The sequence below is a fragment of the Snodgrassella sp. ESL0324 genome, from assembly GCF_013344955.1.
Classification (GTDB): domain Bacteria; phylum Pseudomonadota; class Gammaproteobacteria; order Burkholderiales; family Neisseriaceae; genus Snodgrassella; species Snodgrassella alvi.
The window spans coordinates 20,808-39,338 of sequence record NZ_JAAEDS010000003.1; the positions used below are offsets into that span (position 1 = coordinate 20,808).

30 protein-coding genes are annotated in these 18,531 nt (G+C 38.4%); 15 read left to right on the forward strand and 15 right to left on the reverse strand.

Features of this window, described 5'->3' with window-relative positions:
* Positions 1–39: 39 nt before the first annotated feature.
* The 15 genes from GYY70_RS00540 to GYY70_RS00610 form a co-directional block, all read right to left on the reverse strand.
* Positions 40–393: a hypothetical protein gene (locus GYY70_RS00540; protein ID WP_037474712.1), complete on the reverse strand. Its 354-nt coding sequence runs from the start codon at positions 391–393 to the stop codon at positions 40–42.
* A 30-nt stretch (positions 394–423) separates the two neighbouring features.
* Complete coding sequence (locus GYY70_RS00545; RefSeq protein WP_174830869.1) at positions 424–1,098, reverse strand: hypothetical protein; 675 nt, start codon at positions 1,096–1,098, stop codon at positions 424–426.
* A gap of 82 nt (positions 1,099–1,180) precedes the next feature.
* Positions 1,181–1,699 carry a hypothetical protein gene (locus GYY70_RS00550; protein WP_174830870.1) on the reverse strand — a complete coding sequence of 173 codons (519 nt, stop codon included), beginning with the start codon at positions 1,697–1,699 and terminating at the stop codon, positions 1,181–1,183.
* Between the two features lie 40 nt (positions 1,700–1,739).
* Positions 1,740–2,063 carry a hypothetical protein gene (locus GYY70_RS00555; RefSeq protein ID WP_174830871.1) on the reverse strand — a complete coding sequence of 108 codons (324 nt, stop codon included), beginning with the start codon at positions 2,061–2,063 and terminating at the stop codon, positions 1,740–1,742.
* A 70-nt stretch (positions 2,064–2,133) separates the two neighbouring features.
* On the reverse strand, positions 2,134–2,601 hold the full coding sequence (locus tag GYY70_RS00560) for a single-stranded DNA-binding protein (RefSeq protein ID WP_174830872.1): 468 nt from the start codon (positions 2,599–2,601) through the stop codon (positions 2,134–2,136).
* Between the two features lie 12 nt (positions 2,602–2,613).
* The gene (locus GYY70_RS00565) at positions 2,614–3,261 is read right to left on the reverse strand and encodes a translocation protein TolB precursor (protein WP_174830873.1); all 648 of its coding nucleotides are present in this window, start codon (positions 3,259–3,261) and stop codon (positions 2,614–2,616) included.
* Position 3,262: 1 nt separating this feature from the next.
* On the reverse strand, positions 3,263–4,147 hold the full coding sequence (locus GYY70_RS00570; RefSeq protein ID WP_174830874.1) for a recombinase RecT: 885 nt from the start codon (positions 4,145–4,147) through the stop codon (positions 3,263–3,265).
* 29 nt (positions 4,148–4,176) lie between these two features.
* Complete coding sequence (locus GYY70_RS00575) at positions 4,177–4,581, reverse strand: zinc-finger-containing protein (RefSeq protein ID WP_174830875.1); 405 nt, start codon at positions 4,579–4,581, stop codon at positions 4,177–4,179.
* A 152-nt stretch (positions 4,582–4,733) separates the two neighbouring features.
* Positions 4,734–4,964, reverse strand: a complete 231-nt coding sequence (locus GYY70_RS00580; protein ID WP_174830876.1) for a hypothetical protein — start codon at positions 4,962–4,964, stop codon at positions 4,734–4,736.
* 37 nt (positions 4,965–5,001) lie between these two features.
* On the reverse strand, positions 5,002–5,319 hold the full coding sequence (locus tag GYY70_RS00585) for a hypothetical protein (protein ID WP_174830877.1): 318 nt from the start codon (positions 5,317–5,319) through the stop codon (positions 5,002–5,004).
* Positions 5,320–5,476: 157 nt separating this feature from the next.
* Positions 5,477–5,758, reverse strand: coding sequence for a hypothetical protein (locus GYY70_RS00590; protein ID WP_174830878.1), 282 nt, complete (start codon positions 5,756–5,758; stop codon positions 5,477–5,479).
* Positions 5,759–5,820: 62 nt separating this feature from the next.
* Positions 5,821–6,615 (reverse strand): hypothetical protein, encoded by a 795-nt coding sequence (locus tag GYY70_RS00595; RefSeq protein ID WP_100126567.1) that lies wholly within the window; start codon positions 6,613–6,615, stop codon positions 5,821–5,823.
* Positions 6,616–6,663: 48 nt separating this feature from the next.
* Positions 6,664–6,996 carry a hypothetical protein gene (locus tag GYY70_RS00600; RefSeq protein ID WP_174830879.1) on the reverse strand — a complete coding sequence of 111 codons (333 nt, stop codon included), beginning with the start codon at positions 6,994–6,996 and terminating at the stop codon, positions 6,664–6,666.
* Between the two features lie 131 nt (positions 6,997–7,127).
* Positions 7,128–7,343, reverse strand: a complete 216-nt coding sequence (locus GYY70_RS00605) for a hypothetical protein (RefSeq protein ID WP_174830880.1) — start codon at positions 7,341–7,343, stop codon at positions 7,128–7,130.
* Between the two features lie 613 nt (positions 7,344–7,956).
* A complete protein-coding gene (locus tag GYY70_RS00610) occupies positions 7,957–8,691 on the reverse strand; it encodes a S24 family peptidase (RefSeq protein WP_174830881.1) in 735 nt (244 codons plus the stop codon).
* Positions 8,692–8,887: 196 nt separating this feature from the next.
* On the opposite strand from GYY70_RS00610, the gene GYY70_RS00615 reads away from it, so the two are divergent.
* The 15 genes from GYY70_RS00615 to GYY70_RS00685 all read left to right on the forward strand — a co-directional run bounded on the left by GYY70_RS00615 (position 8,888) and on the right by GYY70_RS00685 (position 18,502).
* Positions 8,888–9,058 (forward strand): hypothetical protein, encoded by a 171-nt coding sequence (locus GYY70_RS00615; RefSeq protein WP_174830882.1) that lies wholly within the window; start codon positions 8,888–8,890, stop codon positions 9,056–9,058.
* A 9-nt stretch (positions 9,059–9,067) separates the two neighbouring features.
* Positions 9,068–10,012, forward strand: coding sequence for a hypothetical protein (locus GYY70_RS00620; RefSeq protein ID WP_174830883.1), 945 nt, complete (start codon positions 9,068–9,070; stop codon positions 10,010–10,012).
* Positions 10,003–10,839 (forward strand): ATP-binding protein, encoded by an 837-nt coding sequence (locus GYY70_RS00625; RefSeq protein ID WP_174830884.1) that lies wholly within the window; start codon positions 10,003–10,005, stop codon positions 10,837–10,839. The genes GYY70_RS00620 and GYY70_RS00625 overlap by 10 nt, the downstream gene beginning before the upstream one ends.
* Positions 10,832–10,975, forward strand: coding sequence for a hypothetical protein (locus tag GYY70_RS00630; RefSeq protein ID WP_174830885.1), 144 nt, complete (start codon positions 10,832–10,834; stop codon positions 10,973–10,975). Before GYY70_RS00625 ends, GYY70_RS00630 begins: the two co-directional genes overlap by 8 nt.
* Positions 10,976–11,004: 29 nt before the next feature.
* Positions 11,005–11,367: a hypothetical protein gene (locus tag GYY70_RS00635; RefSeq protein ID WP_174830886.1), complete on the forward strand. Its 363-nt coding sequence runs from the start codon at positions 11,005–11,007 to the stop codon at positions 11,365–11,367.
* A gap of 97 nt (positions 11,368–11,464) precedes the next feature.
* Entirely contained in the window at positions 11,465–12,064 is a 600-nt protein-coding gene (locus tag GYY70_RS00640) for a DUF1367 family protein (protein ID WP_174830887.1), read from the forward strand.
* A 2-nt stretch (positions 12,065–12,066) separates the two neighbouring features.
* Entirely contained in the window at positions 12,067–12,360 is a 294-nt protein-coding gene (locus tag GYY70_RS00645; RefSeq protein WP_174830888.1) for a DUF1364 domain-containing protein, read from the forward strand.
* Positions 12,361–12,369: 9 nt separating this feature from the next.
* The gene (locus GYY70_RS00650; protein WP_174830889.1) at positions 12,370–12,648 is read left to right on the forward strand and encodes a hypothetical protein; all 279 of its coding nucleotides are present in this window, start codon (positions 12,370–12,372) and stop codon (positions 12,646–12,648) included.
* Positions 12,649–12,711: 63 nt separating this feature from the next.
* Positions 12,712–13,704 (forward strand): hypothetical protein, encoded by a 993-nt coding sequence (locus GYY70_RS00655; RefSeq protein ID WP_174830890.1) that lies wholly within the window; start codon positions 12,712–12,714, stop codon positions 13,702–13,704.
* 113 nt (positions 13,705–13,817) lie between these two features.
* The gene (locus GYY70_RS00660) at positions 13,818–14,258 is read left to right on the forward strand and encodes a RusA family crossover junction endodeoxyribonuclease (RefSeq protein ID WP_174830891.1); all 441 of its coding nucleotides are present in this window, start codon (positions 13,818–13,820) and stop codon (positions 14,256–14,258) included.
* An 80-nt stretch (positions 14,259–14,338) separates the two neighbouring features.
* Positions 14,339–15,034: a helix-turn-helix domain-containing protein gene (locus tag GYY70_RS00665; RefSeq protein ID WP_174830892.1), complete on the forward strand. Its 696-nt coding sequence runs from the start codon at positions 14,339–14,341 to the stop codon at positions 15,032–15,034.
* A gap of 72 nt (positions 15,035–15,106) precedes the next feature.
* The gene (locus GYY70_RS00670) at positions 15,107–15,826 is read left to right on the forward strand and encodes a hypothetical protein (protein WP_174830893.1); all 720 of its coding nucleotides are present in this window, start codon (positions 15,107–15,109) and stop codon (positions 15,824–15,826) included.
* On the forward strand, positions 15,807–16,634 hold the full coding sequence (locus tag GYY70_RS00675; protein ID WP_174830894.1) for a hypothetical protein: 828 nt from the start codon (positions 15,807–15,809) through the stop codon (positions 16,632–16,634). Before GYY70_RS00670 ends, GYY70_RS00675 begins: the two co-directional genes overlap by 20 nt.
* A complete protein-coding gene (locus tag GYY70_RS00680) occupies positions 16,627–16,875 on the forward strand; it encodes a hypothetical protein (protein WP_174830895.1) in 249 nt (82 codons plus the stop codon). Before GYY70_RS00675 ends, GYY70_RS00680 begins: the two co-directional genes overlap by 8 nt.
* A gap of 7 nt (positions 16,876–16,882) precedes the next feature.
* Positions 16,883–18,502, forward strand: a complete 1,620-nt coding sequence (locus tag GYY70_RS00685) for a hypothetical protein (protein WP_174830896.1) — start codon at positions 16,883–16,885, stop codon at positions 18,500–18,502.
* Positions 18,503–18,531 lie beyond the last annotated feature (29 nt).

An 18,531-nucleotide genomic window follows, 5' to 3' on the forward strand; every position in this document is an offset into this window, starting at 1 on the left:
GTGCTGGGCGGTGTCCAACCACACCTCAAACTAGTTTTATTAATCACCCTGTCGCTTGTAAAAAGCCTTAACTTCTTCATTTGTAAGCTGTACCCATTCGCTCAAGTTGTGAGATTTCCAAATGCTATACGTAACCTGATCAGGATTTTCTAATCGCACATGTATTGTGATAACTTTGTTTTCTATTTCACCATCCTCTACCCAAACAAACTTATAGTTTTTTAGGAACTCAGGAAAATATCTATTTTTTTCTATTACTTGCTCGGCACTATTTAGTGTTTGAAAAAACATTTTGTTTTGATCATCTATATAGAATTGATAAAATAAATGATTTTCCGTATCTTCTAGAGCAAGCACCAATTCAGTTTCATTATAATAATAATCGATAGCCATACTTTGATATCCAATAAAAAAAACCAGCGGTTAGCTAGCTCTGAATATCTGGGCATAAAAATTGCTATCAGTAGATAAACACTTGAAGGCAATATTACCGCCAATATTCCCACCATTAATTAGTGTAGCTTTATCGGCTTTGGCATTTTGACTGATGTAACCGCCATCGTTGTATAACTCATCTGCATCAACATTACCGTAGATTCGGCCACCATCAAGATTAACAACTTTAGCTTTAGTATCCCCTGAAATGATAGCTTCACCACGCATGTCAATACGATTAGCTTTAATTCGTGCGTGAATATATGCATTTCCACTAAGATCAATCTCATCAGCATTTACACAGTCTTTACCCGAGTAGACCTCCCCATATTTTTTGACTGTTAATTTCCCATCTATCTTAAGAATACCTTTGATGTGAATAAATCCTTGAATAGAAACATCGCCTTTAATATGGACATCATTGGGGTAGAAAAGACTATCTATTAAAGTATTAAGCTCTAAAGGTGGATAAGTGGGAGGTAAGTGATCTACTAACCATTCCCCAAGATCTCTATAACCTAACTCTTCGCATCGCTTTAATACCTCTAAAGCCTCTCCGCCATTAGGGAAATGCTGTTCAAAAGCTTGAAGCTCAGCTTCACAAGTCCCTATTTTTTCAAGCCATTTCTCGGTAACTATGAACTCTTCTTTTTTAGCTTCCATTTTTATTCTCCAAAATAAAAGCCAGCAATTAGCTGGCCTGGATTAGCGACAACGTTGTTACTGTTTGATTTTGATATAGGGATTAGATTTTTTTAAATTCATACTCTATTGTTTCACCAATAAACAATACGTACAGCTTTTCAAGCAGACTTAATTTTCTGTGTAATTCTTTATAACCGTTATCCGAGGTCATTCCTAAATGCTCCGCAGTCGCTGCATAGGCAGGATAGGCAAGGCAGTTAATTTCTTCGTTATCTTTCTCTTGAATCGCTCTAAACCGTCTTTTAATGGTGTCTATATCTGCGTTATCGAAATTCTGATACAGGTTAAAATACTCTTGGTATATGATTTTAGTCGCCTGAGCACGGGCACCGGCTTGAGAGACAATTAAAACAAATATCAGGATAGCGGATACTGAGCCAATGATCACAATGTTAGATGTGCCGGTTATTGTGATGATAGCCAAAACCATCAGAATAAATAATATTAGCTTATCAAGCCGTGAATAAAATTTATTCATGAATTTTTCAAAATAATATGAATAAACAATATCGAATTTTAATTCCTGCTCATTTTGTTTGCGTGTTTCGATAGTATCCATTTGTCTTTACTCCATATAAAAAACCAGCTAATAGCTAGCTTTAAAGAAGAACTTGCCCAGAGGAATCAACCCAACGTTCATGTTCCTCTGTACGAATTTCTAGATGCACTTCTACAGGCTGTTCAAAAAATGTATACGATGTTTCTCTGCTATACGAATCAGTCCCGAGTTCATAATCTAAATAAAAATACCTGTTTGACAATTTTGCGATAGTGGATGTGTCTTCAGAGAAGACTGCTATTCCATTTGTATGTACTATATATGAGAAGGTAGTTACTAATAAGGTAAGCTCAGAATCATTTAGGTCTTCACCATTATTAATCTTATCTAATAGGTATTTTTCAGTATCTTGGTTATCTGTCATGTTTCATTCCTTTTTAGATTTCTTAATTAAAAAAGCCAGCTAGGTGCTGGCTATGTCTTATCTGTATTATTTAAAACGGGATATCGTCCTCAATATCATCTATTGGAGGGGTTGTTGGTGTTTGTTGAGGTGGTTGCCGGCGTGGTGCCTCTGGCGGTGGGTTCGATGTAGGCGGTGCAGCGTTATTATTGCCAGAATCAGAACCATCATTACGATTACCCAGCATTTTCATTTCATTGCCGATAATATTGTATGCCATGCGTTCGATACCATCTTTATCGGTATATTTACGGCTCTGAATTTTGCCCTCAATAAACACCTGGCTACCTTTTCTCAGGTACTGGTTAGCTATTTCTCCCAGTTTGCCGTACAGGGATACGTTATGCCACTCTGCACGTGTTTGGCGTTCTCCATTACGGTCACGCCACTGTTCATCAGTAGCTAGCGAGAAATTTGTTATAGCGTCGCCATTGGGCATATATCGTGTTTCAGGGTCGCGCCCAAGACGACCAACTAGAATTACTTTATTAACAGACATAATGAAATCCTTTTATGCTACCTGTTTTAGCAGCAAGTCATAATATTCCTGGCAAATTTCGACTTTCTCTTTAATCTTTTCGATTATTTTTTCATCTCTTGTTACCGTGACCGTTGTTAACCTCTTAGTGATAGGAATATCTTCAACCGCATCAATCAACATGGCCGGATTATCGTAAGTGCCCAGCAGATTTTCAGGGCAGGGGAATAGCCAGAAATCTATATCAGCTTTATCACAATCAAATAGCCACATATAACCCTGCATCTGATAGATATATCCTGCTTTTTCTGCCTTTTTATGCGCTTCTTCAATAAAAAATGGGTGAGTGCCTATATCCCAAGAACATTTTGTATCAATAATTAAACGTTCTTTAGGGTCATAAATATCACATTCACCTGTGATCCAGTCATTTTCTAAGCGCGTCTCATTTTTTGTATATTTTTTACAGCGATGCAGCCCGCTTGCCTGAATTGCCGTATTTTCAAGCACCTTTCCCTTTTCCGTTTCCTTACTGCCTTGGAATTTAGTAAAGTCGAATAAAGATTCTTTGGCTAAATTCATTAAACAGAATTTAGCTGTATCTGAAAGCGGACTGCTTTTAGTTCTGCTATCGCCAATGATCTGGCTAATCATTGAGCACCGTATTTTTAAATTTCCCATATTAAAGCTCCTCAATAATTGCCCGTTGTTCAGGTGTAAATTCATATTTACCGTTTAGGACTTCATCTTTTTCAAGCTCTCCGGTCGTGATGTTATCAATGATTTTTTTCATTAATTCATCATCTACCGGCATTGACAGGTCAAGGACGCCAGTTTGATTGTCCAGATAGTCAAAGTGTTCTTCAGTTACATTTTCAATTACAGACTGATCGGATAAAACAGCTTTTTGCATTTCAATAGACAAAGGTGCTTGTCTTGATAACAGTAATTTGGTTACTGTTTTTAAAGCCATTTGCTCGTAATTATCAGCCCATACTCCGGAATTTTTTCTGTATGACTGGCTGTAACGTTTGGCATGCTTGTCAATTTGTTCTCTTGACATATACAGCTCAGCAGTAAAGCCGTTTATTAGCTTGAAGTAAGCATAAAACCCGATTGGCTGTTCTTTTTCGTCCGGATCAATCGACCAGTTAAATTTAAATCCTTTGATAAGATCTTTTTCTATTAGCTGATCTTTATAAACAGGAAGAGACACCAGCCGTTCAAATTGCCCGGAACGCTGCGCAAGCTGAATAAATCCCTTGTAACCCAATTGGAACTGGGCTTCAACGTGCCCTGTTTTAGAGTTCTTATAAGGTACCAAGTACGCAAAACCGAGATTATTATTAATTGGCAGGTTAAGCGTTGCGGCCATACATGCCGCATTAAAAATTGACATGGGTTCGGCATTAAGCAGCATTGGATTACTGTTAACAATCTGCATGATTGATGTTGCAAAGCTTGCAGAGTTTTTATCTACCAGCTCTTGTATTTTTTTCTGTGTAGCAGGCAGTTGCAGAAATGCCTTGATATTAATTGCTTTTTGTACGGCAGGACTATTACTCATTATTAATTCTCCAATAAAAAACCAGCTATTTAGCTGGCTGGGAATCGTTCGTTTAAAAATTTAATGGCTTGCTTACATCTATCTTCGTTAAATAGTCCGACATGGCATTGACTGATCCTGATGTTCAGGTGTTTTGCTAGTATTCTGTAAACATCTCCTCGTTTTAGTTTTTTTGTTTGCCACAATGGATCTAGAATACTATGGACATATGACCTCCATTTTCTTAGTTCTGCATTAGCGAGACTACCCAAGGGGAGAGTGCCGTCACTTTTACCTGCATTGCGGACATGTGCGCCTTTTTTATGGCAGCCTACATAAGCATCACAGGCAGCGCATAACCAAAAATTGCGATCATATAAATCCGGGCGGTGAGGGTAGATTTTGTCACCAGTTACTAACGCTGCATCTTTGCCGCAGTACGGACATTTCAGCATTGTGTAGTTCTCCTTAAATTTGATTATTCGAATGGCCGCTTACGGCGGCTAGTCGGCACATTCAACTGGGCTGGAGACTCCAGCCATGCACTGCACGCTGTTTTTTCCGCCACCTGCGTGCTGGGCGGGGTGATAACCGAATAAACCTATAATTATTTAAGCTCTGCATCACCTTTCATGCGTTCGCTATCACTCATGCGCGCATATGTATCCGCTAACCGTTTTACTTCCAGATCTGCCTGGTATTCTTTCTGCTGCATTTGCCTAGCCGTATAACTGCGCCGCATCTCTAATTGCTCCTTGTCAGACAAGGCAGGGGATACTGAAAGAGAAGCAGACATTAAAAAAACTGCAATAAATGCAGTTATAGAATTTTTAATCATGTACAACTCCCTCGTTGTTGCTGTTACATGGGTTAAATTATTGAGTAGGGATATCTTTAAATCGGAAGTATTTCATTTTTGGTTTGTCTGTTTTTTCATTGATAATGACTTGGCCTTTTTCGTTTTTTACTCTGTCTAATTTAGCAATGTATAAACATCTAACTTCTGGGTATAAGTTTGCTAATTTAATAAATTCTAAACACAGTTCTTCAGATGAATACTTTGGAGATATCTGATACGCTCCAGTATCTTTCTTAAACGCCCGCATTGCTGTTTCATCTGATATTTTGTATTTGCAACATCTATACTTTCTGGTTCTTTCTTTTTGTAATGATTTTCCATAAACAGCAAACATATATTGTCTCAATATTAATTAAAAATGCCAGTTAAATGCTGGCATGCCTACTAATCCACACAAGCACACTTGTTTAAATGTGCTTGGATTGATTAGCCTAAGTTCAAAATTAAAGCCCACTGTTTAGTGGCTATATTTCAATTTAATAATTAATAAGTTAATCCTCACAACGTACAAAAGATTCAACAGGTTCCGTTTCTTTTTTAACTCTACGGGGTTGTTGGTATTCAATGTCCTCGGCGTTATTCGGTACACAACTGGTTACCTCATAATATAGATCTTTATCTACCTCTAAGATGGCGGAAATAGTAGTATCCCAATGCCTAGTATCAATAATATTGCTTTGAACTTCTTTGAACTCCCACAACATAAGTTCAATTTCTTCTTGTGTTAAATCTTCTTTATTAGCTAATTTACTTAGGATTTCTTGTTCACTCATTTCAATTCCTTTCTTATTTCAGGTTGTAAACCTTAATTAAAAAGCCAGCTTTCCGGCTGGCTTTATTTATGTTCATCAGGACTTTTATAAGAAATCTTTCCTTTAACTCTACCACCATTAATATTTTCAATGGTGAAAGTGTTAACGTCTCCCCTAATCAATCCGCCATCGTTGATAATTTCATCGGCATCAACATCTCCACGTATCTGACCACCATTGATATTTTTAATTTTAATAGTGTTAACGTTTCCTTTTATTATTCCACCATCGTTGATGATTTCATCAGCATCAACATCGCCAGTGATAAAACCGCCTTTAAAATTAATAACCTTAGCTTTAGTAATTCCTAAAATCTCAGCAATACCGCTTAGGTTAATATTATCAGCTATAACACAACCGTGAATGCCAGCACAATAACTCATGATAATAGAGTTAGCTTTAGTATCTGAATGAATCCATGCATATCCACTAATATCAATCTCATCAGCATTTACACAGCCTTTACCTGAGCAGACTTTCCCATATTTGTTGACTGTTAATTTCTCGTCTACCTTAAGATTTCCTTTGATGTAAATAACCTCTTGAGTAGAAATCTCGCCTTTAATATGTACATCATTGGGGTAAAAAAGATTACCTATTAAATTATTAAGTACTAAAGGTGGATAAATAGGAGGCAAGTGATATACTAACCACCTTGCAAAACTCTTATAATCTAACTCTTCACATCGCTTTAGTACTTCTAAAGCTTCCCCGCCATTAGGGAAATACTGTTCAAAAGCTTGAAGCTCAACTTTACAAGCTTTCATTTCTTTAAGCCATTCACGGGTAATTATCAGCTCTTCTTTTTTAGCTTCCATTTTTTAAGCCTTTAAATAATAAAGCCAGCGTTTTGGCTGGCTTTTGATTTAATTAGCATGCGTGAAAATATAATCAGTTACTATTTTTTCTGCTTCCGATGACAGATTGCTTATTAGTTCTCCTACTGTCATCTCTTTATTGCAGCCCGATCCAATTGCCTTAACTATTTCATTTATAATCCTGTCCGCTTCACCAGAATATTTTGTACGATACAATTCACCATAAGCTTCCGCTGCGATCTTTACCATCTTATCGTCTTCAAGCTCTTCCAGTATTTCTTGTTTCTTTTCTTCGGCTGCGTCACTTGCTCTTTGCGAATCTTCTTCATACTGCATCATTTCCCGGTATCCGGGTGGATCAGGGTTGTAAACTTGTAACATTTTTCTTACTCCTTTGATTTTTATAAGCTCAAAAACTAAAACGCACTCAATTTACTAATTGAATGCGCTGCGATTTTTGGGCTTTGCTGGATTGTTTAGTGTGATTTTGTATTATTGATAATGGGATTGTCTTAACCTGTAATTGTGATATCTACAGGTTCCCAAAATGGATTATTACAAGGATAATGAACAGTATACCTGTCTCCGGGGTTTGCTCCGGAATCAGCAGGATCAATAACTACCCCATCTTGTTCTGAAAAGAATAAGATAACATATCTATAGTCCAGACTTCTGCGAGCAACTGGATATATATTTTTTTCTTTATGCGACTCAGTAATTTCCAACATAACTAACTCCTTTCAAATATATCTAAGTGATAGCAGGGTTTAAAATGACTGCTACGAGTTTAAAAACTAAAGCGCACTTACCATTGATAAATGCGCTACGATTTTTAAACTGAATTCAACTACTCAAATAAAACTAATTGATAACTGCTATATCTGGGAATTTGTCATCCAGATATAAACTACAAAATTAATATTTTTAATATTTTAAATCTATGTCCTTTCATAAAGTTCTTTGGATTTTTAGACTTTTCTGTCTGTAAGCCCTACGAGAGCTTACGAATTTTGTTTCGGCCGCCCGCTAAGGCTTAACGGCTTGCCAGCAAGCTTTTAAACTTGCCTCAGGCTTTTATATTCCGCTGCCCTGAGCCGATGCGGATAATGCTATGAATAAAACTAATCAACTGAGTTGATTAAATCGTTTGATGAATATATTAAACGCTATGTTGTTTTAAAAAACAACATTTTTTTAAAAATTTTATTTTTGTTTTAATCAATACGTTGTTTTTATGAGTTATTTAATTTTACAGTTTTGTTGATTTAGTGTTGTTTCTTTTGATTTTCAGTACAACAAAAAAGCCGCTTTAGGCGGCTTGGGTAATATATATGATTGATTTTAAATACTTTGAACTACAGACCACCAAAAGGCTGTACCAATAATCTCTATTTCATCTATTTTTACCAATTCATCAGCATATGCTTTATCTTCTTGATTGTAACAGCTAATTTTTAAGATATCGCTTGCGATTCTATATAATTTTCTGATTCTTACAAGGTTTCCCTGTTTAATCGCATAAATCTTTCCGTCCTTAATAATTTTGCTGGATGTATCTATAGCGATAATCGATCCATCTTTTAAAACAGGCTCCATGCTACTACCAGTAACTGTTATACACACTACATTTTCTTTTTGAACGCCCACTTTTTTTAATAACTCTTTGGAGCAAGGCAATTGAAAATCAGATTGATTAAATTGATAAGCATAAATACCAGTGTTTGTGTCTAGTGTATAAGTATCATGATATAGAGGTATCATCACATACTCTCCTGAAAGAGGCGAATTTTCATCATACAGAAATACATCACCATATAATCCTATATTAGATTGTTTATTAATTCCGTCGTTTGCATTATCAATAATTAATTCATCACCAACTCCTGAAGCTAACCAATCCGCATTTATTTTCAATTTTTTCTGAATCAGCAGTAATCCTTGTTTTGAAATTCCTCTCTTTTCCCAGTTTGAAATTGATTGTTGAACAACTCCAAGTGCATTAGCTAATTCACTTTGCTTGTGTAGGTTGTAGTTTTTTGCCGCAGCTTCATAAAGTCTTACCGCTGATTCGTGCATTTTTTTATCCATGCTAACTCGTCTATTTACTTGTTTAACTCCTATAATTGTTGCACATTTAAACGTTATGTTGTTAAACAAATTATAGCATAATGAGCATTGAAATTAATCATAGTGACCAAAAAAAATGGTCAAACTGTTGTCAAAATTCTAGTCATGGTGTTTAATTAAAAAAAACTAAAACTACAGGTGAGCTATGAGTGCACAAAAAGATAAAGAACTGATTCACAAACTTGGCGGCATAACAGTAGTCGCTCAAATGTGTGGATTTGATTCACTTAATGGAGTTAGACGAGTAAGTAATTGGACTAGACGCGGTATACCTGCCGCAATAAAGCTCAAATACAAATTTTTAAGAAATAAATGAGGCCTTGCTATGGCTGTAGTTAGAACAAAGCGTGAGGATAAATTTACGGTGGTTGGTAATATAATTTTTCAGCCCGGCAAATTATCTTTTGATGCCAGAGGATTGTTGTGTACTTTACTTTCAAAACCGGATGACTGGTCAGTAATTGTTAAAGCTCTGGAAAATGAAACTAAAGGCTGCCGGAAACATTCAAAAACAGATGCGTTATACGCAATGCTGAAAGAGTTGAAGGAAGCAGGCTATGTAATCATGAAACGAAGATCGACTGGTGAGGTTGATTATTTAGTTTATGATACTCCGCAAATTACAAACTCCGAGGCTGCCAGTAATGATTTAATCGAAAATCCCAATAGGGAAAATCCCGAAGAGGCAAAAAGCCCAACAGGTGAAATCCCCGATGGGGATAAACCCAAACAGGAAAAAAGCCAAACAGGGAAAATCCCAAACAGGGAAAATCCCAAACAGGTAAAATCCCCGACAGGCGAAATCCCCGACGGGGAAAATCCCTGTGTATTAATAAATACTAATACTTCTAACAAAGAAAAGAATAATAATAATAAAAATATAAATAAACCCGAAAAACCCGAAACAGCCAAAAAAGCCAAAAAAGCCATAAATCAGAAAAATTGGAATGAAGGCATGAAGCTACTCTTGGCTGAAGGCATAGATGAACAGATTGCCAGTGATTTTATTGCTATACGCAAAGCAAAAAATGCGCCTCTCACTCAAACGGCGTTAGATGGAATCAAACGAGAAGCGAATAAGGCTAAGTTAACGCTTGAGAATGCTTTACGAATATGCATAGAAAGAAACTGGCAAGGGTTTTCTGCTTCGTGGTTATTCGAAAGCCATAATCAAACTCAATCAACTAAGCCAAGCGTTAAAAACAACCCTAAGCCTAGCGTTAAAGAAATTCCGGAGCATACGGAGGGAGGAGTACAGGCATGGCTGTAGGTTTAACACAAGTAAGCAAAATGATGGCTAATTTCCCGCAGTTTGTTGAGACTGGGAAAAATACAGCCCTATGCAGCATTCATGGCGAATATATACAAACAACATACAAGAACGGCAGGATAACTAAGTGCCCTGATTGCGAACGTGAAAACGAAGAACAACGAATTGCAGATGAAAATACTAAGCTAAAGGAAGAAGCGGAAAAACGTAAAAGCAGGCGGATTGATGAGCTTCTAGGCAAATCTGGTATTCCAAAACGTTTTCAAGACAAAACGTTCGATAATTATCAATTGAGCGAAGATAACGATAACCAAGAAGAGGTATTCAACCGTGTTGTTGCCTTTTCTGAGGAATTTAAACCATCTTCTGAGGAGTCTAAACCATCTCAGGAGCATTCTGGACGCTGTATCGTAATGATTGGAGATACAGGTACCGGAAAATCTCATCTTGCCTGCGCGGTGGCTTCACTTGTCATTAAAGAATATGGCGGTACAGCAAGATTCACCAGTGTTTCAGAAATCAACAGACTGGTCAGAGAATCGAAAGGCTATAACGCCAAATATTCAGAAACGGAAGTTATCGAAGCCTTTGGAAATTACGACCTTCTGATAGTTGACGAGGTAGGCATTCAATCTGGCTCAGACGCAGAAAGCCGGGCGTTGTTTGATGTTTTTAATGCCCGTTATCAAAACAAGAAATCAACCATTGTTATCAGCAACCTTAATCAGGCACAGGTCAGAGAAGCACTTGGTCAGCGAATCTTTGACCGGTTAAAAGAGGGTGGCGGAGAAGTGCTTGTTTTTCACTGGGGATCACATCGTGGCTGAAAATACCTGTATAGCTTGCCGTCACTGGACGCTAAGAGAAAAAAATAATAAAGGCGAATATGTTCCCCACGAAATGGCGGCACTCGGATTTGGCATTTGTGCTCATGATGAAAAATGGCACTTAGCGGGCTTATAAAAGCCATAACGGAATAGCAGGTAAAAAAAATGTATTTAATACGATTAGCCTGTCTTGCATGGGTAATTTATTCAATAAATGTTTGTTTAAGCTTAACCCGTTGGTTTAAAAATTTTCTGATTAATATTTTGTATGAATTAAAAGATTTATCTGGACGAATTCTAGATTTTTTTAAACCGGAAAATATTAAAAGGATTGTAATTAAACTAATTGATTATCTTGTAGCTTTTGTTCTGGTGTCTGTGCTGGTGCCTATTCTGCTTGTGCCGTTTATCAGCATTCCATTTTTCTATTTTTTATTGAAATTCGATGAAGAATGCAAAAGAGAGTTTATTTTAAAAATTCAAAATCTTAAAAGAGAAATTAAAAATCACAAATGGAAGAAAAAATGACATTAAGTACAAATGCTACGTTCCTGTTTAAATTTATTGCAATAAAACGCCAAGCCAAGAAGAACGGCGGAGGCTGGAGCATTGAGGAATTTTAATCATGGAAATAGTAGCAGTTAAGGCGGTTGATGGCAGCTTCCGACCAGCTACAGCAATTGATGCCGATAGATTCAAAGGAATTAAAGTAGGTCAACCGGTAAAGATACAAGTAACAAGACAAAAAGACCGGAGCCTGCCTCATCACCGTTTATTTTTTGGTGGCTTACTGCCTTTTGCTTTTGATTACTGGCAACCGGCAGGCGGAGTTATCACCCCTAAAGAACGGGCTGTGGTGCTGTGGGTAGCAAAGAGGCTGGATAAGTTCGCCGGTAATAAAGGCATTATTGTTAAAGCCGCAGAGGAAGCACTTAACTTACTGGCTAAAAAGCGCGCCGAAAAACTACCTGTTATAGACAAAGACATTAATTCATTTCGTCGCTGGCTAACTATTGAAGCCGGATATTTTAATATTTGTGTTACACCGGCTGGTGTGGTGAAAGAGCCTAAATCAATCAGTTTTGCCAGTATGGATCAGAACGAGTTTAACGCCTTCTATCAAGCCTGCTTCACCGTTTGCTGGAACATGATTTTATGTAACCGCTTCTCTAGTGAAGATGAGGCGCAGCAGGCTATTGATGAGCTTTTATCTATAGGAAATTAATCATGAGCAAAATAACCCGATCAGCACGAGGACAGCAATGTCAGGTGCGCATGCCCGGTATTTGTAACGGCAATCCTGAAACAGTGGTTTTCGCTCATTACAGGCTGGCAGGTAGTTGCGGTACCGGAATTAAACCCAGTGATCTATTAGGCGCGTATGCATGCAGTGCCTGCCATGATGAGGCGGATAGAAGAACAACGATACTGGATGCAGAAACTGCGAACCTGTACCACGCAGAGGGCGTACTGAGGACGCAATTGCTATTGAATGCAAATAATCTGATACAAATAAACTGAGGTAGAAAAATGGAATTTAAAAGAGTTGACTTTACGCACACTGGCTGGTTTTTGTTTTGCCCTATATACATCAATCCAAATTTTGAAAATCCGGAAATACACCATAGATATCACCTTTCATGGCTGCTGGATATTGCTATCGTAATATTAAATAACCTGATCGCACCTCTGTATGCACTAAAGGCTCAGCATTCAAAGCAGCCTGTATGGGTTAACCCTATATGCGGAATAAAAGAATTAAAAAAGCCAGTAACGTTTTTCATAGAGATAGATACAGATGCAAATTAAGCCGGCTATGGAGAAAACATGTATACATCAATAGACCACTGCGACCATAGACAGGAAGTGAAAATGAATAACCAAATTACCACTGAGGATGTAAAAGATATTAAGCAACTGCTTACATTTGATGAAAAAACACCCTTAAAGAAAATGGTTGAAATTCTAGGCAGAATTCGTGAATTAGTCATAGAGATTAACTATAAAAAAAATGATAAAACAAGAATAGGAATGCTTAGAGTTGACTTTGGAATACGTAAGAATTTAGCGAGAAAACTAGCAAATATCTGTGTTGAAAAAGTATTTAAAAGTGCAATACAACTACAGCCACAGAGGTCACAAGGAGGTATTACTAAACTTCAAATGGAATTTGTAGGCCACCCAATATTAGTAGAGCTTGCAGGTGATTGCTATTTTGCCGTTAGAAGAGTGATTGACTGGAATTCTCAGGCTAGTATCAAGAACATCACCTTACACAAACGCAGTTTAGAGTATTGTGATGCATTCTCCTATAATGCTTATGTCTTATATATGTACTTGTTTGACAGAATTAATTTGCAATATGGTGGCAAATACTGGGGAAAAATCGAAGATGTAGAGCCTTGCCTTGAGTTAATTAATAACATCAACATAGACAGAATTAATAAAAAATTAATTAATCAATTGATTAAAATAAATAAATATAATAATTGCGAGAATATAGTATCTGTTGATCCTGAAAAATATGGCTTCATAAGTTGTCAGCCTTATCACAGTAGTCTGCTTAAATTTTGCACTACTTTGTTTAATTGTGAACTGACAGAACATGGATATTTGAAGGGGCATCAGAAAAAAATAGATGCAGCAATGATGATATGGCAAACATTATATAAATTTGTTGATACAGAAACGAATCGATTTTTATCTATTCTGATAAAAAAATTAGGCGGAAAGCGAGCGTTAGATACCGAGGATACTGAAGCAATAGAAGTAATAGAAATTCTTGAGTTGGCACTACAAAGGCATATTGCCAATCTTGTTATAGTTAAACTTGATTCTGCGTTGCGTTTTAAGGGGATGAAATAATGAAAATAGTTACCCGCAAAACGTAGGCATAAGAAACGTATGCCGCCTACGTTTCGTAGGCATACGATGGCAAATATTCGAAGTTGTAAATGTTTTAAATTAGTAGGTGAAATGTGAGTAATTTGCAGTTTGTAATAGATGGACCGCCTCATGGCAAAGCACGTCCGAGAATTACCCGATCAGGCCATGCTTATACACCGGAAAACACAAGAAAGTATGAAAAACTGATCAGGGATGTAGCGTCTCTTGCTGCATACAGCCAAGGATGGAAAATAACCGATGAAGCTGTTGCAGTATCAATCTGTGCCAGATTTCCTATACCTGAGAGCTGGACAAAAATAAAAAAACAAAAGGCTTTGTCAGGTGAACTGTACCCGGTAAAAAAACCGGATAGCGACAACATCACAAAAGCAGTTCTGGATGCCATGAACGGCATTGTCTATAAAGATGATGTTCAGGTTATAGATATACGGGTAATCAAACAGTATTGCACTACCGGACAAAGACCGGGTGTGGATGTAGAGATTAAACCGGTTATTACGAAAGGAGCATAACTTTCAAATTTACAAACAAATAATGAATAACTGAATGGTGCAATTGGTTTTCGTTATGGTAGTTTTCAAGAGAGTAGAGTATGAAGCAGTATCCTGTAGGTGATGTCCACAATGCTGAAGAAGTAGTTTTCGCAACTACCAGCAGTCCGAATAAGCAATTAGCAAAAAATCAGAAACGCGAACGCCTTTATGCGATGAGCAACCTGATCGGTCAGCGTCTTTTATTGATACGAAAACAAATCGGATTAAGTTCAAGAGATGTTTGTGACAAAGTACCGGGCCTCAATAAATCTCATTTCAGTGAGTGGGAAAACGGAAAAAAACCGATACCGATTTACTGGTTAGTTCAACTGGCTGAATTATATGGTGTCAGCCTTGATTATCTCGTTGGCTTTATCAGTGAAGATGAAGAAACCAGAGCCGCTTTTCATATCAAACGAATCATTATCCAGTCCAGCCAACAGTATCTAGCCTGTCTTGCAGATGCTATGGATACTGAAATGAAAAATTATCTCCTTATTATTTCCTCACAGCAGCAGACACTCAAACTATCCAGACAGTTATTGGATGCCATAAATCGAATGATTGAACTGAATCCTGAAGAATGGCCAGATTTGCGTAACGGTGCAAAAGTGGAACATTTAATAAATGAGCTTTCCGCTTCTTTAAAATCTACAGAGACAGTTACCCGGCAAATACAAACCGCTAAAGAACAGCGTGCGCAACCGTATCTTAAGGATGATCTGTTCAGTCAGTTGAATGTGTCAGAACAGTGAAATACTGAAAAAAGAGACACGCTATTACGCGCGCGCGCGAGCCATCAGTAATAAATGCACTGCGAGACAGTAATGGAAGTAAAAAAGCCACCCCGTACGAATAAAGCAAAATCTAAACCACCGGTAACCGGTAAACGTACCCAATCTGCAAAAACTAAAGCAGCAGCGACTAAAAAGAACTCACTGGAAAAGGGAGTGGAAGAGGTTGCCAGAATAATAGAAGAACGTAAGAAACAGCAGCGGTTTAGTCCTGAATTGTTCTTAACAATACTGGATGAATGGCTGAAAGTAGATGAGGAAACAGGTGAATTCAGAACGTTAAGTGATGTTCTAAGGCTGCCCGGTATGCCGACAAGAGCAACCTTTTATCGCTGGATGGCAGAGGATAAATCAGGCTTATTGTATGAATTATATAACACGGCCGGCCAAGCGCACATGGATGAAATGCATGATGAACGAATCCGTGTGGCACGCGATTCAAGTACTGATATTGTAATGAAAGAAACTTCAGACGGTAAATTAATACCGGATGAAAACGTGAAGTCTGTTTTACGTTCACAACTGATAATCAAATCAATTGAATGGACATTATCCCGTCTGGGCAGAAATACATACGGCAACAATATCAGTGTTGAAACCAAAGTGGATGCTTCACCAGAGGCACTTGAAGAACTGGCGAAACTTGGTGCAGAAAACCGCATACAGGCTGCCCGCAAAGCTCAGGAACACAGAATGCTGATCGCACAAGAAGTGCAAAATATGGAGAATTCTAATGAAGAAATTTATAACTGATTTTGTTACCTCCAGAATTCATGCCAAATTTCGGGAATTGAGTATCGGGGACATTATTGACTTATGCAATATTCCGGTTGAGTTCAATGAAAGAGGAATTACCAGAGCACTAGAGGGTATTGTTACGGACACCAGTCTGCCCGTAAGTGAATGGACTGCACAGGAACGCTATGCAGCCATGATTCATTATTACTATAACGTTAACTTCACTAACCTGAATATTGTGGTAGATGAAGATTCCGGCGCAACTATAGAAGATTACCTGATAACAGATAAAGATTATCCGGTAAAAGCACCAGGTTTACTGGCTGAACCGCATGAACAGCCGTTTTTAAAATATGAATTTGTTCTTGATGCTGATTCTGATGAACCTGATAGGTTATGGATGCTGCCTCTTACTGGTGAATGGATGGAAGCCATTGAACGGGTTGTACTAGGCGGTTATATCAAAAACACCACCAATAAGACCGAAGTATGGCGTATTGCCACAGCAGCAGCACAGATATTGCCGCTGAATATTACGTTTAATCAGGCACTGGAAATAGCTGGTGTCAGTATAGATAAATATATAACAGACAATGCCAATCTGATTCTATCCATGAGTGAAACTCATTATGAAGAACTGATGCAGGCATTTGATGCCGGTACTCAATATCTGGACCATATTGTTGCTTTACGCGAATGCGATTCCGGCTTCTGTCTGGAATGTCAGAAAGAAGGAGGTGAGGATGGCATGCCGTCCTTCCGGTTTCTCTTTAATGCCCTGTTCAATGAAGGAGCGCGTCAGTTATGGCAAAGAGATGCGTGAAATGTTTGCACAATGTTGTCTTGAACTGAAAAACAACTCTTATCAGGAAACGCTCAGTCTAACTGTGACTGAGGTTATCGGGTTGACACAAACGTCTGAATGGCAGAATGCCGATAAGAAAAGCCTCGAACAGCAGCGTTTTGAAGCCATACTGTCTGTGATTACCGGTGCAGCAAACTCTATAACCAAAACTATTGGAAATGCTTGTCAGGCAATCATAACAACCATAGCGGGCAGATAAGCAGTTCATGAGTGGTAAGGTTTCAATAATCAATCTGCCGGTTTATCACGAGTTCGTGAAACGTTATCAGAATGACCTGGTCGGATTCTGTTTTGATATATGCGGGTTGTCTTTAACTCCGGATCAGCAGAATCTGGCCATAGCCATGGAAGACCCGCGTGCAAAAGTATCCGTAGTTTCAGGTACCGGTACCGGTAAAACTGCGGCCGTTGCCTGTATTTGTCTGTGGTTTCTTACTTGTTTTCCTGTTGCTGTTTATGACGGTAAGCAGGAAATAGGTTCCAATATCTATGTTGGTGCAGCGGCTTTGCAGCAGGTAGCAGATGGTATCTGGAAAGAAATGAAAGACCGTTTAACCCACATGAAATCAATTCCTGCACTGGACTGGCTAACGCAACGTATTAATGCCCAGGCGGAAAGCTGGTATATCGCTGGCTATAAAGATACATGGTTTATTCATAAAATTGCGCTTGGTAATTCTGATTCAGTTGCCGTTGCCGGTAAGCACCGCTTTAATCAGCTTATAATTGTCGATGAAGCCAGTGGTGTTTCAGACAATCATTTCAGAGTGATTATGGGTACGCAGACACAGGGCTGTAATAAAACCTTATTGCTCAGTCAGGGAACTAAAACAGTAGGTTTTTTCTATCAGACACATCATGAACTCAGTTATTTAAACAATCCTAATGAGGGCTGGGTCAATCTGCGCTTTAATTCGGAAGATGCCCCGCATGTATCATGGGAATGGATAAGGGACCGGGTAAAAGAGTGTGGTGGTCGTGATTCGGTAGAATACCGTATCCGTGTACTGGGTGAATTTGCCGAAGATGAGGAAAAAACCCTTATCAACCGCCGGATGCTAAATCGCGCACTGAGACAGAATAAACCTATCATAGGGGAAGATGAACAATATGGCTGGTTTTTACTATGTGACGTTGCAATGGGCGAATATCGTGACTATTCCGTCTGTGTGCTGGCTAAAGTCATCGGTAATGGTAACGGAACCAGTCAGGGTGAAGATGAGAGCAGTCAAAATGCCCGCCGTGTAGAGTTTGTCTCCTTGCTGGTGTACAGCAACAGTATTGATATGCGCCAGTTCAGAGGAAGAATCATTGAGGAGTATCAGAAACTTTCAAACGCCCGTGTTTTGGTTGATGCCGGTGGTAACGGGTTGCAGTTGTGCAAAGATCTGGAAGATGAGGGTGTGGATGTGCACCGGGTAAGCTGGGGAAATCCGTGCTTTAAAAAAGAAAATAAAAGCCGGTTTATCAATCTGCGGGCACAGGCTATGGTCGGATTACGAGATGCTATCAGAGATGGCCGGTGTAAATTACCGGATTTAGACGGCAAGATAAAAGAAACCATGATTTATCAGGCCACCCATTTACCATATTCATTTACAGAACAAACCCGATTTCAAATGATGAGTAAGCAAAAGATGCGCGAACAGGGTATTTCATCACCCGATATCATAGACGCATTCAGCTTCGCTTTTCTCGAGCGTGTGCATTATAACGTCAGTGACAGAGCTGGCGTATTTGGTAATAAACAGGAAAAACGCCGGGCTTTACGTGAACAGCTCAGAAAACAGAGAGAACAGAAAGAACTGGCAGCCGCCCAGACTTAACAAAATACCTACAGCTAATCCGTATCCGA